Raw genomic sequence first — 15,888 nt, forward strand, 5'->3', positions numbered from 1 at the left:
GAGCAGCCGCGATCGCGAGAAGGCCGCCGAGGGCGGACTGCGGGCGACACGGGCCGGTGTTACCAGAAAGTGTTACCGCACAGGCCAAAGTGGGCACGACGGTAACAAGATGGCGAAACTCTACTCCTGAGGTCCGAGGGGGAGCAAGTCATCGCCCTCAACTCGAGACGCCAGTATTTCGAGATTCTCCTCGCCCAGCACGCTGAGGCGCTGCGGGCCCAGCAGGTCAGCCAACGGACGCATCACGAAACCACGTTTGAGCATTTCGCGATGGGGCACGACGAGACGCGGCGTCGAGATCCTGCTGTCATTGAAGAGCAGCAGGTCCAGGTCCAGCGTGCGGGGGCCCCAGTGACGCAGCCGCACGCGGCGATGCTGCTGTTCCAGGGCTTGCAGTTGATCGAGCAGGGCGAGGGGAGACAGGCGGGTCGATAGCTCGGCGACGGCGTTGACGAAGTCGGGCTGGTCCTGCGGGCCGACCGGCTTGCTGGCATACAGGCGAGAATGTCGCGTGCAGCGGGTCAGCGGCAGCCGGTCGAGAGCCTCAAGCGCGCGCTCCAGTTGAGCGCGCGGGTCGTCAAGATTGGCACCGAGGCCAATCAAGGCTGTCGAAATCATGCGGAGTTCCTGCGTGGAGACGGCAGTGGCTCAGACGAGCCACTGCTCAGCCCTGGCCGCGACCATTGCGCCGACGCTTGCCGCGACGCTTGGTGCCGACCGGCTTGCTGCCGGCGGGGCCTTCATCGGAGACACCTTCGATCATCGTGACCTGGGTGCGAGCATCGACTTCCTGGAAGTCGGTCCACCACTTGCCCAGCCCCGGCTTCACTTCGCCGGCGAATTCGCGCAGCAGCAGGAAGTCGTAGGCGGCGCGGAAGCGCGGATGTTCGCGGGTCTGGAAGGCGCGTTTGCCACGGCGCCGCGGCAACTTGGCCTGCATGTCCCAGATCTCGCGCATCGGAATGCTGAAGCGCTTCGGGATCGAGGTGTGGTTGAGCTGGCGAGCGATCGCCTGCTGGGCCGCCTGGTGGGCTGCCGGAATATCGGGCATGCCACTGGCGATCAGCTGGTCGGTGCGCGCCTTGACGCCCGGCCACAGCAGGGCGGCATACAGGAAGGCCGGCGTGACCGGCTTGTCTTCGCGGATGCGGTCGTCCGTGCTGGCCAGCGCCTTCTCGATCAGCGGCATGGACCAGTGATAATGCGCGAAGCTCTCTTCCGTCTCGGGGAACAGCATCTGGAACAGACCAAACTCACGCAGGAGATGGAAGGTTTCCAGTGCATAGCCGGACATGAACAGCTTGAGCACTTCCTCGAACATGCGCGCCGGCGGAATCTGCAGCAGCAGCGGGGCCAGTTCGTACATCGGTTCGGCCGTGGCCTCCTCGATGTCGAAGTCCAGCTTGCCGGCGAAGCGGACGGCACGCAGCATGCGCACCGGATCTTCGCGATAGCGTGTTTCCGGATCGCCGATCAGGCGAATCATGCGCGCTTCGATATCGCGTACACCATTGGCCCAGTCGTGGATCGTGAAGTCGGACACGTCGTAATAGAGGGCATTGATCGTGAAGTCGCGGCGCAGCGCGTCCTCCTCGATGGAGCCGAAGACGTTGTCGCGCAGCAGCATGCCATCTTCCGACTGCTGGGTATGCTGGCTGGGCGTGCTATCGGCCGGCTTGCCGCGGAAGGTGGTGACCTCGATCACCTCACGACCGAAGCGCACGTGCACGATACGGAAACGACGGCCGATGATGCGGGCATTGCGGAACAGCTCGCGGACCTGTTCCGGCGTGGCGTTGGTGGCCACGTCGAAGTCCTTGGGGCGTTGTCCGAGCAGGGCATCACGGATACAGCCACCGACCAGATAGGCCTGATATCCACCGCTTTGCAGGCGATAGAGTACCTTCAGCGCATTCTCGCTGAGCTGGCGGCGGGACACGGGATGCTCATCCCGCGGTATCACACGCAGGCTGGGCAATGGGGCCGCGGGCGCGTTAGTTGCATTGAAAAGCGTCTTCAAGCGGTCACCGGGGCGTTGTAGAAAGCGGGTAAATCCTTTGAGCATGCAGCGATTCGACTCGTGCGTGGCAGGCCGCCCAGTGTAGCCGAGGGCAGATACCTTGGCAAAGCGCCGGTCTGCCATCCAGGGGCCGACTCTGCACTTCAAGGCGTCTGACGAGGCGAAAATCACCTCTCAGACAAGGAAAAAGGGAGACCGATCACTCGGTCTCCCTTGCAGGTAGGGTACACGCATCCTTGAGCGGATGTTCTTTTTCGTGATGGCGCATCGCCCTGAATACGCACCACAGTCACAAATCAATGCAGACAGATCCTTCGTGTTGCAGATCATGTTGTTGTTGTCTGGCTGTCTGTTCGGTGACCATCTCGTATTCAAAACAATCTTCCATTCACCGACGGCTGAGTAGCCTCCCCCCGCGAGTTGTTGTTGTTTCGGGGGTGATCCGGGGTCGAGCCTGTTGTTCTTGTTGGTGCTCGAGGCCGGATTCGTCGCGTCCTGGTCAGTAGATTCCGGACTGCCGATATCTTGTTGTTGGATCGGCGGATGATGAACTGCGGCCGTTTGTTCTTGTTTTGGCTCTTGCCTGTCACCACTCATGTAGTGAGGCATGCGGTTCATCATCAATGTCACGCGCTCGACGGGTATTGTTCTTGTTGGTGTCGAGGGTTTTCGAAGCATTGCGCGTTCTTGTTGTTGTTGGGCGCGCTTCGTATTTCCGGTTGTTCTTTTTCTTGACCGTGTTATTGCATCGGATGTGCCACAGCTTAAAAAAAACCAGCAATTCAGTCATTTAGACATAGGTCGCTGAGACGTGAGGTGTAGAGAGGTGCGAGGTGTTACCTGACGTGGCCATTGGTGCGCTGGATGGGGTCATGATTTGGGGTCGATGGTAACAATTGGTGCGAAGGTCTAACGAAGTGCCTTGCAAGCTAATGATTGAGCTGGTTTTTTTGCGAGTCTTTCGACACTAAAGTCTAGCGATGCCCTCGATGATGCGGGGATCTCTGGCATGCAAGGTGGCGCCGCAGGCGGGTTGCTCGCTCGGGAGGGCACCTGCATGGTGCAGTGACTTCAGCGCAGTGACTTCAGCGCAGTGACTTCAGCGCAGTGACTTCTGTGCGCCAGCGTCAGTGCTCCAGCGTCGCTCCAGCTTCATTGCGCCGACGTCAGTTTGCGGGAGAGCTGCGGCGGCCCTTGCGGCGTGGAATGCCCAGGCGCTGGCGTCGCTCCCAGAGGTTCTTGCGGCTGATGCCGAGGCGGCGTGCGAGCTCGGTCTCGCTCATGTGGTCCTGATGCTCGAGCACGAAGTGCTGGAAGTAGTCCTCCAGCGAGAGGTCTTCCTCCTCACCGGCATCGCCGACCACCGAGAGGCCGCTGCGTGGGGTGTCCGCAGGCGGTGGCTGGCCCATGTCCTGTTGGCCGGTCGCGGGCTGACCTGTGACAGGCGCTGCGGCCGTCTCGGGACTTGCGTCCCTGGCGGCGCCTTTCACTGTGCCTTTCATCGCTCCTTTCGCCACCCCTTTGCCCGCTGTCTTCGGCGCCTGAGCAGTGGACGGGGGCGCAGGGTTTGCCGTTGCGGCGGGCGCTGGCTGAAGCGGCTGCCCTGAGGGCGTGCGCAGGCCGAGGTCTTCCGGGGCGATGATGCGGCGCTCCGCCAGGATGACGCCACGCTCGAGGGCGTTTTCCAGCTCACGGACATTGCCGGGCCAGGCGTAGTGATGGATTTCCTGACGCGCCCGCTGAGAGAGTCGCATGCCGTCACGACCATGCTTGCGGGCGATGCCGGCCAGCAGGTGCTCGGCCAGTTCCAGCACGTCATCGCCGCGCTCACGCAGGGGCGGCAGGTCGATCTCCATCACGTTCAAGCGGTAGTAGAGATCGAGGCGGAACTCACCGCTGGCCGAGAGCTGATGCAGGTTGCGGTGGGTCGCGGCGATGAGGCGGATGTCGACGTAGCGCGTCTCGATCGCCCCCACGCGGCGAATCTCGCCCTCCTGCAGCACTCGCAGCAGGCGTGCCTGGGCATCCAGCGGCAGTTCGCCGATCTCATCCAGGAACAGTGTGCCGCCGTCGGCGGCTTCGATCAGGCCGGTGCGCGAGCTGGTGGCGCCGGTGAAGGCGCCTTTTTCATGGCCGAACAGCTCGGACTCGATCAATGTCTCGGGAATGGCGGCGCAGTTGACGCAGATCAGCGGCGCCTGATGGCGTTCGCTCTGACGGTGAATGGCGCGCGCGACCAGCTCCTTGCCGGTGCCGGACTCACCGAGCACCAGCACGGTGACATCGGCGGGCGCAACCTTGCGGATGCGGGTATAGACCTGTTGCATGGCGCGACAATGGCCAATCATCTCCACCGGCTTGTTGGCCGTGCCAGCATGCGCCTGGGGCGGAGGGGGCACGGCGCTCGGCGCCCTCTGGCGTGGCAGCGACAGCGCATCGCGCACGCTGCGCGCGAAGGCCTGCTGATCGAACGGCTTGGGCAGATAGTCGGCTGCCCCTGCCTTCAGGCAGCCGATGGCGGCGTGCAGGCTGGGGTTGTCGGCCAGCAGCAGCACCGGAGTTGGCCGGCTGGCGCGCAGGATCGGGTCGGCATGCTCTCCGGCCAGTTCGCTGTCACAGATCACCAGCGCGAAGTCGGCGGGGTGCTGCAGACGGGCATCCTCCAGGCCGCTGGCCTGCACCACGTCGTGACCCTCGCGCTCCAGCAGATGCTGCAGCGTGTTGCGCGAAGCACCTTCCTTTTCGACGATCAGAATCCGGGCCATGGGGTGATGTCGCTCGCCTGAGGGTGTGCATGAGGGAATGACTGTCGTTCGAGTCTGTCCTGTTCCCACAGGGGAGGCAATCCGACAATCGTGGCTGTTGTCAGGCGTCCCGAGTGCATGGCGTGTCTGGTCTCAGCTGCCCTCAACTTCCCTCAACTTCCCTCAGCAGTCCTTGGCATCGGAGCAGTGGCCGCACTGAGTGACGGCGCGGTGCCGACCGCTGCGAGTGACCAGCGAGGAGTGGCGTGGGCGAGTTGTTCAGCGGGGCTGGCGGTCGCCAGTTCCGGTGGCGGTGCCTGGCCGAGCAGCGTCAGGGTATGGTGCAGCAGTGTTCGAATCGCGCTGGCATCTTTCGGCAGGGCCGGTGCCAGATTCTGCTTGGAGAGCTTCTGGCCATTGGCGGCCGTGATCAGCGGCAGGTGCGTCAGGCGGGGCATCGGCAGGGCAAGCGCGGCCTGCAGCAGGCGTTGCCAGGGGCTGTTGTCGAGCAGGTCCAGCCCGCGCACGACATCGGTGATGCCCTGCTCGGCATCATCCACCACCACGGCCAGCTGATAGGCCCACAGGCCATCGCGTCGCTTGAGCACCACATCGCCGAGCGCGGCGAGATCCAGCTGGACCGCGCCCTGCAGGCGGTCCTGCCAGCCAGCGATGGCCCGGGTGCCGCCGAAGCGCTCTGCCGCACGCACATCCAGCCGCCAGGCATGCTCGCCCGTGGGAGGCTCAGCTCGCTCACGGCACCAGCCGGGGTAGATGGCGTGCTCGCGCCACTGCTTGCGCGAGCAATCACACGGGTAGGCGATACCACTGGCCTTCAGTTGCTCCAGTGCCTCGGCGTAGGCGGCGTGACGCTGGCTCTGATAGCGGAGCTCGCCATCGCGCTGCAGGCCGAAGGCATCCAGCTGGCGCAGGATGGTATCGGCGCTCCCGGCGGGGCAGCGCGGCGGGTCGATATCCTCGATACGCACCAGCCACTCGCCGCCGTGATGGCGGGCATCGAGATAGCTGGCGACGGCGGCCAGCAGTGAGCCCGCATGCAGTGGGCCGGAGGGTGTAGGGGCAAAGCGGCCACGGTAGGCGGTAGGCATGTGGGCTCCGTCATCCTTCGTGGTGGGGAATTCGCAGGCAGCAGGGCCTGAGCGCATACGGGCACCGCTCCGAGGAGGGTGCCCGTATGGGGGATGAGGGCGACGGCCTGACGTCGCTTCATCGACAGCAGGGCTTAGCGGCCCAGCTGCTTTTCCTTCAACTCGGCCAGCGTCTTGCAGTCGACACACTGGGTAGCGGTCGGACGTGCTTCCAGACGACGAATGCCGATCTCGACGCCGCAGGCTTCGCAGAAGCCGTAGTCGTCTTCATCGATGTTCTCGATGGTCTCGTTGATCTTCTTCAGCAGCTTGCGCTCGCGATCACGTGTTCTCAGTTCGAGGCTGAAGCCTTCTTCCTGAGTGGCACGGTCTGCAGGGTCCGCGTAGTTGTTGGCATCTTCCTGCAAGTGACGCACGGTGCGATCGACCTCTTCCATCAGCTCCTGTTTCCAGTCCAGCAGGATCTGACGGAAGTGCGCTAGCTGCTTCTCGTTCATGTACTCTTCACCCGCTGCCGGCTCATACGGGGTGAATTTCTTAAGCGCTTCCGGCTTGGTTTCAGCTAAGGGCATGGGACCGCCTCATTCCGCAAGGTGACTTGGGCCGTCGACAGTCTGTTGCACTGCCTCCTTGGCCACGGCGAGGGGGCTGTCCTGACTGCTGCCCTCGCGAGAAGATCAGCTTATTTAGCGTAAAAATGACAAGTTTGCAACCGATCTCCGACGATAGTTTGTAGCGGGCAGTGGTCCGGCGTGTACCGGCAAACACCGATTTTCCTGCACGAAGGGGCTGGGAATGGGCCTTGGCAGGCGCCTAGAATGAAGCTCCCATCCTGAGGAGTGTTGTCATGCCGTTTGCCCGCCGTCTTGAATCCGTCGCTGCCTTTCGCGTGATGACGCTGCTGGAAGCCGCCCAGGCACGCGAGGCCGCGGGCCATGACGTCATTCATCTGGAAGTGGGTGAGCCCGACTTCCCGACCCCCGCGCCGGTGATCGCCGCCGGACAGGCGGCGCTGGCGGCCGGTCAGACGCGCTACACCCCTGCCTGCGGCCTGCCGGCCCTGCGCGAGGCCATCGCGGCAGACTATCAGCGCCGCCACGGCGTCACGGTGTCTCCCTCCCGTATCATCATCACGCCCGGCGCCTCCGGTGCCTTGCTGCTGGCCACATTGCTGTGCGCCGAACGTGGCGACAGCGTGTTGATGGCCGACCCGACCTACCCCTGCAATCGCCACTTCATGGGCCTGGTGGATGCCCAGCTGGATGTGGTGCCCGTCAATGCCGAGAGTGGCTGGCAGCTGACCGCCGAACTTGCCGATGATTTCTGGCGCGAGAACACGCGGGCCGTGATGGTGGCATCGCCCTCCAATCCCACCGGACACGTGCTGTCGCCCGAGGAATTGAAGGCGCTGGGCGAGCTGTGCCAGACGCGTGATGCGCACCTGCTGGTGGATGAGATCTATCAGGGACTGACCTATGGCGTGCCTGCGCACACCGCACTGGCGGAGTGCCCCGATGCCTTCGTCATCAACAGCTTCTCGAAATACTTCGGCATGACGGGCTGGCGGCTGGGCTGGCTGGTGGCGCCTGAAGCCGCGGTCGAGCCATTGTCACGCCTGGCGCAGAATGTCTTCCTGGCTGCCTCGACGCCTGCCCAGCATGCGGCGCTGGCGGCCTTCACGCCGGAATGCGAAGCAGAGCTCGAGCGTCGTCGGCAGGTGCTCGAAGCCCGCCGTGGCGTGCTGCTGGCCGGGCTCGAACGCCTGGGGCTGGCGCCGTCGGTGCCGCCGCAGGGCGCCTTCTACGTCTGGCTGGATATCTCGCATCTGAGTGATGACAGCGAGGCCTTCTGCCGCGCACTGCTGGAAGAGGAGAATGTCGCCATCACGCCGGGCACGGACTTCGCGCTCGCCGAAGGGCGTCGCCATGTGCGTATCGCCTTCACCGCCGATGAGGCGCGTCTGCGCGAGGCCCTGGCTCGCATGGAGCGCTTCCTTGAGCGGCGTGCCACTCAGGCGGGAGTGTCGGCTTGATGGTGCTTGAGGGGCTGTATCGTGGTCGCCTGATCCGTCGCTACAAGCGCTTCTTCGCCGAGGTGGAACTGCTCGAGGGTGAGCGGGCCGGTGAAGTGGTGACGGCGCATTGCCCGAATACCGGCTCGATGCGCGCGGTGTGCGTCGAAGGCTGTGAGGTATGGCTGTCGCCGTCCGACAACCCCAGGCGCAAGCTCGCCTGGACCTGGGAGCTGATTCGCCTGCCCCTGGACCCACCCGGCGCTGACGGCCGGCGTGAGGCCTTGGTGGCGGTGCATACCGGACGTGCCAATGCCCATGTCGAGGCGGCGCTGCAGCAGGCCAGCGTCAGCGTGCTGCACGACATGGGGCTCGCCGACTTTGCGCGCCTCAAGCGCGAGTCGCGTGTCGAGGTCCTGCTACCGGGCAATGACACGCCGGAGCGCTCACGGCTCGATTTCCAGATGTGGCCGAAGGAGGAGGGCGCGGCCTCGATCTATCTGGAGGTCAAGCAACTGACGCTGCGTGAATCCGACGGTCACGGCTATTTCCCGGACTCGGTGAGCACGCGTGCCCAGCGTCATCTGGCCAGCCTCGCGGCGCTGGTCGCAGCAGGCCACCGCTGCGTGCTGGTGTTCTGCGTCGCCCATGACGGGATCGAGGATGTCGCACCGGCGGCGCATCTCGACCCGGCCTACGCGCAGGCCTTTGCCCGGGCGCAGGCCGCCGGTGTCGAGGTAGTGGCGCTGGGCATGCAGATCACGCTCGAGGAGTCTCTTTCGGACGCGGGTCAGCCGCTGTGGCGAGCAAGACTGGGCCTGACACGCGCGCTGCCACTGCATGACGCGCGCTTTGCTGGCTGATCAGGTCGCCGGCGCTCAGCCTGTCAGTCAGCGCTCGCCTCTCTATAATCTCTCTATCATCTCTCTATCATTTCTCCCTCATTTCTCCACCGCTGCCTGCGGCCTCCCACAGCAGCAGCTGTGCTGGTGAGGCGTCGTTGTGCACCAGCTCAACGTCCAGCGCGGTCAAGCGTTGGCCGACGCAGGGCCCGCTGATGCAGGTGCCGTGATGCGGTTCGAAACAGGCTTGATGGCGGTGGCAGAGGATCAGGCCGCCGGTCGCGTCCATGTAGGGATCGCCAGTCTCGTCTTCGGTCAGCATTCGGCTGCCCTGGTGCGGGCAGCGGTCGAGGAAGGCGCGCGGGCCATCGGGCCGCATCACCAGCAAGGCCGGACGGCCATCATCGAGTGTCAGTGTCATGCTACGGCCGACGGGCAGTGATGGCAGCGGCAGTCTCAAGCACAGCCTGGATGAGGGCCCTTGGGGTAGTGTTGGTGGCCTTTCGGACATGAGGGGGCTCGCATCGGGTATCATGGCAGCGTTGGCACGCTCTCTTGTGGTCTTTTACCGTGTCTTGCCGCTTCCTTCCATGCCGGGTCATCTTCATGTCGCTATTTCGCCGCTCGATCACTTCCAGCTTCCGCTCCAGCAACGAATCCGAGACGCCTGAGCGTGCGGCCGGGGTAAGCCGTCGCCAGTTGCTGGCCGGCATGGTCGCCTCGGCGGGCGGGCTTTCCGTGCTGGGCACGGCACTGAGCAGCCCGCTCGCACAGGCCGCTCAGCCAGCCAACGGGCCGTTGCCACCGCTGCCGGCCTGGCATGATCCCAAGGCGTCCCATCCGTTGCTGGGCAGCATTCTGGTCGCGGAGGGCAACCGTCGTCTGTCGCCAGCGGCGCTGGTCGATTGGAGTCAGGCGCACTCGATGGTGCTGCTGGGCGAGCATCACGACAATCCGGACCATCACCAGCTGGAACGCTGGTTGATCGATGCGCTGGTCGCGCGGCGTCAGCTGGGCGGTGTGGCGCTGGAGATGCTGGACACGACCCAGGATGCCGCCTTGTCGCTGGCCAATCGTACGTCGCTTGCGGTCGCGGGATTGCCGGATGACGAACTCCAGCAGTTGCTGGCCTGGAATGCGCGCTGGCCCTTCACCGACTATGCCCCCCTGCTGCGCGGAGCGCTGGACAGTGGGGCACCGCTGGCCTCTGCCAGCCTGTCGGCGTCACAGCTGGAGGCCAGCATGGCACCGGGACAGTCGCCGTTGGCGCTGCCGGAAGCGGTACTGCGCCTGCAGCGTGAGGCACTGGATGAAGGCCATTGCGGCCTGCTGGGTGCAGAGCGCCTGGATGCGATGCTGCGTGCGCAGCTGGCACGTGATCAGCAGATGGCAGAACGCCTGGAGGGCCTGGCGGCCGACGGCGCCACCAGCCTGCTGGTGTGTGGTTCCGGCCATGCCCGTCGCGATATCGGCGTGCCGCGCTGGCTGGACGGCAGCACGCTGTCCGTGGCGCTGATGCCGGTGGCCTGGGATGACGCGGGCCAGCCACTGACGCATCTCACCGATTATCTGCCGGAGAGCGCCGGTGCGGCGCCGGCCTATGATCTGGTGTGGTTCACGCCGGCGACGGCGCCAGTCGCGGATGCCTGTGAGGGCCTGCGTGAGACGATGCAGACGACCGTCAGCTAGCGGCCAGGCAGCGGCTGGAAGTCAGCAACACAACAGCGGCCTGAATTGCCGGCATGAAAAAAGGCACCTCTCGGAGGTGCCTTTTCCGTTGGTGCGACCTGCGTGGCGCGACCTGAACAGCGACGCGATCAGGCGTTCTTGAGATCCGACGCGCTATCGGCACGCCGACGCGGTGCCTTCTGCGGCGTTTCGTCTTTGTGACTGTCGTTGTGGCCGTCGTTATGACTATCGTTGCTGCCGGCCTGCTCACGGAAGCGGTCTTCGATATAGGTGATGCGCGTTCGGCCGTGGGGCACCGGCTTGAAGTCGGCATCGACGCTGACCAGCACGATGCGGTCGATGGTCAGGATGCGCTCGCGGGTGATCTTGTTGCGGATCTCGACGCACAGCGAGATCGAGGTGCGACCGAAGGCGCTGGCGGTGATGCCCAGTTCGATGATGTCGCCCTGACGCGCGCTGGAGACGAAATTGATCTCCGACATGAACTTGGTGACCACGCGCGAGGTGCCCAGCTGGACGATGGCGTAGATGGCCGCTTCTTCATCGATCCAGGCCAGCAGGCGTCCACCGAACAGGGTGCCGTTGGGGTTGAGATCTTCAGGCTTGACCCACTTGCGGGTATGGAAGTTCATGCACTCTCTCCTCGGGATGCCGGCGCACCTCACCGGAAGTGCGAGCCGTGATCCTCAGCTGCGTTTACCCCGAAAGTATATAGACTTTAGTTGCGACTGTCTGTGCATGGCCCGGATAGCGCAGCACTATCGCGGCGCGGAAGAATCGGTAGTGTCATGACGCAAAACGGCCGACAGGCGTGTCCTGTCGGCCGTTTTCTTGCGGTGCCTGGCGCTTGGTCTGTGGCGACTGCTGTAGGGCGCCAGAACTCAGCGCTGGTCGGGCGGGCAGTTGTCGCGGCAGACGCGGAAGATGGCCACTTCCCCGAACAGGTTCGGCCACCAGGTCGCCGCCGGGTGTGGCTCGTGATCGCCATTGCCGACCGCGCGATCGATGATCTTGAGGCCCTGGGCGCGACACAGGCGCTCGAAGTCCGCGAAGGTCGACAGGTGGATGTTCGGCGTGTCGTACCAGGCGTGAGGCAGCGACTTGGAGACCGGCATGCGCCCCTTCATGCCCAGGTGCAGGCGATGACGCCAGTAGGCGAAGTTGGGGAAGGTGATGATGGCCTCACGCGAGACGCGCATCATCTCCTCCAGCGCACGGTCCGGGCGACGCAGTACCTGCAATGCCTGGGACATCACCACGCGATCGAAGGTGTCGTCGGCGAAGTTGGCCAGGCCGTCATCGACATTCTGCTCGATGACGTTCACGCCACGGGCGACACAGGCACTGATGTTGTCGGGGTCTATCTCCAGGCCATAGCCGAAGACCTGCTTGGTCTCCTTGAGGGAGGCCAGCAGGGTGCCGTCACCGCAGGCGAGGTCCAGCACGCGCGCGCCTTCGGGAATCCAGTCATGAATCTGGGCGAGGTCGTTACGCATGGCTGGTCTCCTTGGTGCTCGGCTTTTGCGTGGCTGGCGCGCCACAGGCGTGGTCGTAAGCGCGAGTCAGGAAGTTGCCCAGTACCGTCTCGTAGCGTTCGCCCGGCAGCAGGAAAGCATCATGCCCGTGCGGCGAGTCGATGTTGGCGTAGCTGACCGACTTGCCGGCATGGATCATGGCATTGACCAGCTCGCGAGAGCGTGACGGCGCGAAGCGCCAGTCGGTGGTGAAGCTGACTACCAGTACCGGGCAGCTGATCGGCGCCATGGCCGCGGACAGGTCATCGCCTGCCGTGGCGGCAGGATCGAAGTAGTCGAGCGCCTTGGTCATCAGCAGGTAGGTATTGGCATCGAAGGCGGTGGAGAAGGTGTCGCCCTGGTGGCGCAGATAGCTCTCGACCTGGAAGTCGACGTCGTAACCGAAGTTGAGGCGGTCCTGACGCAGATCACGCCCGAACTTGGTGCCCATCGAATGCTCGGAAAGATAGGTGATGTGACCGACCATGCGCGCCAGCTTGAGGCCGCGCTTGGGCACGGCATCGACACGCGAGTACCAGCCGTCATGGAATTCCGGGTCAGAGCGAATCGCCTGACGCGCGACTTCATTGAAGGCGATGTTCTGCGCCGAGAGTTTCGGCGTGCAGGCGATGATGGCGACGTGGCCGACGCGATCAGGGTGGTCCATCACCCACTGCAGCGCCTGCATGCCACCCAGCGAGCCGCCGACCACCGCCGCGAAGCGGGTGATGCCGAGAGACTCGGCGAGGCGCTTCTGGCTCTCGACCCAGTCCGGCACGGTCACCAATGGGAAGTCAGGCCCCCATTGCTCGCCCGTCTCCGGGTTGATCGAGGTCGGGCCGGTGCTGCCGTGGCAGCCGCCGATGTTGTTCAGCGCGATGACGAAGAAGCGCGAGGTATCAATGGGCTTGCCGGGGCCGATGTAGTCGTCCCACCAGCCAGGCTTGCGGTCGCTCATGGCGTGATAGCCAGCCGCATGATGGTGGCCGGTGAGGGCATGACAGATCAGGATGGCGTTGCTGGCGTCCGCGTTCAGCTCGCCGTAGGTCTCGTAGACCAGCGAGTACTGCTCGAGGCGTCTGCCGCAGGCCAGCTCCAGCGGGGTATTGAAGTGGGCAGTCTGAGGCGTGACGAGACCGACCGAATCCGGGGGCAGGGAATCAGGCATCGTGGTGAAGGTTTCCAGCATCATGTCCAGCAGAGTGTTCGGGGCAAGGCCCGTGTCCGGGGCGCGAAGCCGCGGTGATGCGCCTTGTGGGCGTCTCGTGCACCGTGGTTCTGGCTTCGGCCGAGGGCTCACTCTAGCACAGCGTGCGCACGCGTGATCCAGTGACGCGCGATGCAAGAGCGCCCGCCACGGGAGTCCGTGGCGGGCGCTGATCTCGTCGGCCTGCGCGCTGGGCGCATGCGAGCCAATCTTGCTGGCGGAGCGCCGGCTTAACTGAAGGCGCTGCGCAGCATGCCCAGTGACGGCAGGGTCTGGTTGATCAGGCTGCCGACCAGATTGAGCGCGATGAACACGAAGATCGGAGACAGATCGAGCATGCCGATCGACGGGATCACCTTGCGCACCGGCTTCATGATCGGATCGACCAGCTGGTGGACCAGGATGGCGCCCGGGTGGTTGGCCTGCGGTGCGACCCACGACAGGATGATCATCGCGATCAGGGCGAAGAAGTAGATGTTGATGATGCTGTCGAGAATGGTGCCCAGTGCCGTCAGCGCGATGAAGCCGACCGGCAGCATGCCGCCACCGAACAGGGCGCCGATCGCGACCAGCACCAGGCTGACGACGATGAAGGCCGCGGCCAGGGTGGCGATGTCGAAGCGTCCCAGCGGGCGCAGGATGCCCTGCAACGGGGCTACCAGCGGGTTGGTCGCCTTGACCACTGACTGGGTGACCGGGTTGTAGAAGTCCGCGCGGGACAGCTGCAGCAGGAAGCGCAGCATCAGGATGTAGACAAACAGTTGCAGCAGGATGGTGACCAGCTGAAGTCCGATATTACCCATAGCACCCATGGGGCTTTCCTTAATACGGTGAGAAGTGGGCGCGCGATAGTGCACGCGTCATGCCGCTAGCATGCCAACAACAGATGAACCGCGCATGATGGCCTGTTGTGACCCGGGCTGCCAGCGGCCTGCAGGAGTTGTCAGTGGAGCAGAGGCTGTCAGCGATCCAGCTCGCGGGCAAGCTCGGCGGCGCGCACGCTGGAGGCCTTGGCGGCGCGCGCGACGATCTCGCGCAGGCCATCCTCCTCGAAGCTGTTGATGGCGCGCTCCGTGGTGCCGTTCGGCGAGCACACGCGGCGGCGCAGCTCGGCAGGCTCATGCTCGCTGGAGAAGGCCATCTCGGCGGCACCGCGGGCGGTCTGGATCGCCAGGCGGCGCGCGGTCTCGGCGTTCAGTCCCAGCTCGATACCTGCCGCTTCGAGTGACTCGATGAACAGGAAGAAGTAGGCCGGGCCGGAACCGGAAATGCCGGTGACGGCTTCCAGAAGACCTTCTTCCTCGACCCACTCGACGATACCGACCGCGGTCAGCATCTCATCCATCAAGCCGCGTTGCTCCTCCGTCACCTGGGCGGTGGCATAGAGGCCGCTGGCACCGACACCGACCAGTGACGGCGTGTTGGGCATGCAGCGGATGATGGCGAGATCGCCGCCCAGCCAGCGCTCGAGGCTGTCGCAGGTGATGCCGGCCGCGACCGAGACGATCAGCGGCTTGCGGTTCTGCACCGCAGGGGTCAGCGCCTGGCAGACGTCATGCATCATCTGCGGCTTGACGCCCAGCACCACCACATCGGCTTGCGAGACGGCGTAGGCGTTGTCCTGGGTCGCGCTCACGCCGTAGCGCTGCTCGAGGGCATCGAGTGTCTCGCGCGAGCGAGCCGTGGCGATGATGCGGTCCGCGGGATAGCCGGCATCGACCATGCCGCCGAAGATGGCGCTGGCCATGTTGCCGGCGCCGATGAAGGCGATGGTGCGCGGTGTAGCGGTGCTCTGGTGCGTCATGCGGTGCTCCTGATCATTCAGTGGGAGGGCTGGCGGCAAGCTCGAGAGCCTTGCATCAGCGAGCGTTGGATTCAGTGGACGTGGGAATAGTCACGTGCGCCGAAGATGGCAGTGCCGAGGCGTACCAGTGTCGCACCTTCGGCGACGGCGGCCTCAAGATCCGCGCTCATGCCCATCGAGAGCGTATCGAGCCGAGCCTGCGGGTAGCTGGCGGCAGGGAAGCGCGTCTGCAGTTGCTCCAGCAGCTCGCGCAGCTGGCGGAAGGGCGCACGGCGCTCGGTCTCACTGGCATCGGCGGCGCAGGGGGCCGGAATCGCCATCAGGCCGCGCAGACGCAGTCCGGGCAGCGCGATCACCGTCTCGGCCAGCGCCAGCAGTTCCTGCGGTGCCACGCCAGCCTTGGAGGTTTCGCCGGAGATATTGACCTGCAGGCAGACATCGAGCGCGCCAAGCTCATCGGGGCGCTGCTCACTCAGGCGGCGTGCGATCTTCTCGCGTTCCACGGTATGCACCCAGGCGAAGTGCTCGGCAATGGCGCGCGTCTTGTTGGACTGGATGGGGCCGATGAAATGCCATTCGATATCGGTGAGGTCCGACAGCGCCTGCTGCTTGTCCAGCGCTTCCTGCAGGTAGTTCTCGCCGAAGGCCCGCTGGCCGGATTGCCAGGCTGCGCGCACCAGCGTGGCGGGTTTGGTCTTGCTGACGGCCAGCACTTGCGCCGAATCAGCGTTGCGTTTACTTGTCTGCAATGCCTTTTCCAGCCGCGCGCGGGCCTCTAGGATACACTGGGTAACACAAGCTTCGTCGTCGGGGACTGCGGTCATGCGGCTCGGCTCCAGAATTTGCGGAACAACCTGGCGATGGCTGGCACGGTATCAGGCGTGTCATCAATAGCATGAGCGTGACAGGCCTGGTGACATGGTGCCCATCGCACTATCTACTGAAGAG

General features: G+C 64.5%; 14 protein-coding genes and 2 pseudogenes. 3 read left to right on the forward strand and 13 right to left on the reverse strand.

Going from position 1 to position 15,888, the window contains the following annotated elements; translation table 11 throughout:
• Positions 1–120 precede the first annotated feature (120 nt).
• The 6 genes and pseudogenes from folK to dksA form a co-directional block, all read right to left on the reverse strand.
• The gene (gene folK / locus HA399_RS00795) at positions 121–618 is read right to left on the reverse strand and encodes a 2-amino-4-hydroxy-6-hydroxymethyldihydropteridine diphosphokinase (RefSeq protein WP_054556450.1); all 498 of its coding nucleotides are present in this window, start codon (positions 616–618) and stop codon (positions 121–123) included.
• Between the two features lie 46 nt (positions 619–664).
• On the reverse strand, positions 665–2,065 hold the full coding sequence (pcnB, locus tag HA399_RS00800; protein WP_404325700.1) for a polynucleotide adenylyltransferase PcnB: 1,401 nt from the start codon (positions 2,063–2,065) through the stop codon (positions 665–667).
• 1,121 nt (positions 2,066–3,186) lie between these two features.
• A pseudogene (locus tag HA399_RS00805) lies at positions 3,187–4,326 on the reverse strand (sigma 54-interacting transcriptional regulator); the annotation flags it as partial.
• Positions 4,327–4,479: 153 nt separating this feature from the next.
• Positions 4,480–4,785 (reverse strand): annotated as a pseudogene (locus HA399_RS00810) (response regulator); the annotation flags it as partial.
• Positions 4,786–4,937: 152 nt separating this feature from the next.
• Positions 4,938–5,873, reverse strand: a complete 936-nt coding sequence (gene gluQRS / locus HA399_RS00815) for a tRNA glutamyl-Q(34) synthetase GluQRS (protein ID WP_404325702.1) — start codon at positions 5,871–5,873, stop codon at positions 4,938–4,940.
• Between the two features lie 134 nt (positions 5,874–6,007).
• Positions 6,008–6,445 (reverse strand): RNA polymerase-binding protein DksA, encoded by a 438-nt coding sequence (gene dksA / locus HA399_RS00820; protein ID WP_043333424.1) that lies wholly within the window; start codon positions 6,443–6,445, stop codon positions 6,008–6,010.
• A gap of 275 nt (positions 6,446–6,720) precedes the next feature.
• On the opposite strand from dksA, the gene HA399_RS00825 reads away from it, so the two are divergent.
• Both HA399_RS00825 and sfsA read left to right on the forward strand, forming a co-directional pair.
• Positions 6,721–7,905: an aminotransferase class I/II-fold pyridoxal phosphate-dependent enzyme gene (locus HA399_RS00825; RefSeq protein ID WP_054556453.1), complete on the forward strand. Its 1,185-nt coding sequence runs from the start codon at positions 6,721–6,723 to the stop codon at positions 7,903–7,905.
• Complete coding sequence (gene sfsA, locus HA399_RS00830; protein WP_404326871.1) at positions 7,905–8,747, forward strand: DNA/RNA nuclease SfsA; 843 nt, start codon at positions 7,905–7,907, stop codon at positions 8,745–8,747. The genes HA399_RS00825 and sfsA overlap by 1 nt, the downstream gene beginning before the upstream one ends.
• 67 nt (positions 8,748–8,814) lie before the next feature.
• Here sfsA and HA399_RS00835 read toward each other — a convergent pair whose 3' ends face one another.
• Complete coding sequence (locus tag HA399_RS00835; protein WP_404325704.1) at positions 8,815–9,147, reverse strand: Rieske (2Fe-2S) protein; 333 nt, start codon at positions 9,145–9,147, stop codon at positions 8,815–8,817.
• A 185-nt stretch (positions 9,148–9,332) separates the two neighbouring features.
• Between HA399_RS00835 and HA399_RS00840 the strand changes: the two genes are divergently transcribed.
• Positions 9,333–10,415 (forward strand): ChaN family lipoprotein, encoded by a 1,083-nt coding sequence (locus HA399_RS00840; RefSeq protein ID WP_404325705.1) that lies wholly within the window; start codon positions 9,333–9,335, stop codon positions 10,413–10,415.
• A gap of 128 nt (positions 10,416–10,543) precedes the next feature.
• On the opposite strand, the gene HA399_RS00845 is transcribed toward HA399_RS00840, so the two are convergent.
• The 6 genes from HA399_RS00845 to HA399_RS00870 all read right to left on the reverse strand — a co-directional run bounded on the left by HA399_RS00845 (position 10,544) and on the right by HA399_RS00870 (position 15,764).
• The gene (locus HA399_RS00845) at positions 10,544–11,047 is read right to left on the reverse strand and encodes an acyl-CoA thioesterase (protein ID WP_216061169.1); all 504 of its coding nucleotides are present in this window, start codon (positions 11,045–11,047) and stop codon (positions 10,544–10,546) included.
• A gap of 249 nt (positions 11,048–11,296) precedes the next feature.
• On the reverse strand, positions 11,297–11,911 hold the full coding sequence (metW, locus tag HA399_RS00850; RefSeq protein WP_153635072.1) for a methionine biosynthesis protein MetW: 615 nt from the start codon (positions 11,909–11,911) through the stop codon (positions 11,297–11,299).
• Complete coding sequence (locus HA399_RS00855) at positions 11,904–13,097, reverse strand: homoserine O-acetyltransferase (RefSeq protein WP_213114187.1); 1,194 nt, start codon at positions 13,095–13,097, stop codon at positions 11,904–11,906. Before HA399_RS00855 ends, metW begins: the two co-directional genes overlap by 8 nt.
• A 269-nt stretch (positions 13,098–13,366) precedes the next feature.
• Complete coding sequence (locus tag HA399_RS00860) at positions 13,367–13,948, reverse strand: YggT family protein (protein ID WP_043333437.1); 582 nt, start codon at positions 13,946–13,948, stop codon at positions 13,367–13,369.
• Between the two features lie 149 nt (positions 13,949–14,097).
• On the reverse strand, positions 14,098–14,940 hold the full coding sequence (proC, locus tag HA399_RS00865) for a pyrroline-5-carboxylate reductase (protein WP_404325707.1): 843 nt from the start codon (positions 14,938–14,940) through the stop codon (positions 14,098–14,100).
• Positions 14,941–15,011: 71 nt separating this feature from the next.
• Positions 15,012–15,764 carry a YggS family pyridoxal phosphate-dependent enzyme gene (locus HA399_RS00870; RefSeq protein WP_192839098.1) on the reverse strand — a complete coding sequence of 251 codons (753 nt, stop codon included), beginning with the start codon at positions 15,762–15,764 and terminating at the stop codon, positions 15,012–15,014.
• Positions 15,765–15,888 lie beyond the last annotated feature (124 nt).

The organism is Cobetia sp. UIB-001, from assembly GCF_044789135.1.
GTDB lineage: Bacteria > Pseudomonadota > Gammaproteobacteria > Pseudomonadales > Halomonadaceae > Cobetia > Cobetia amphilecti.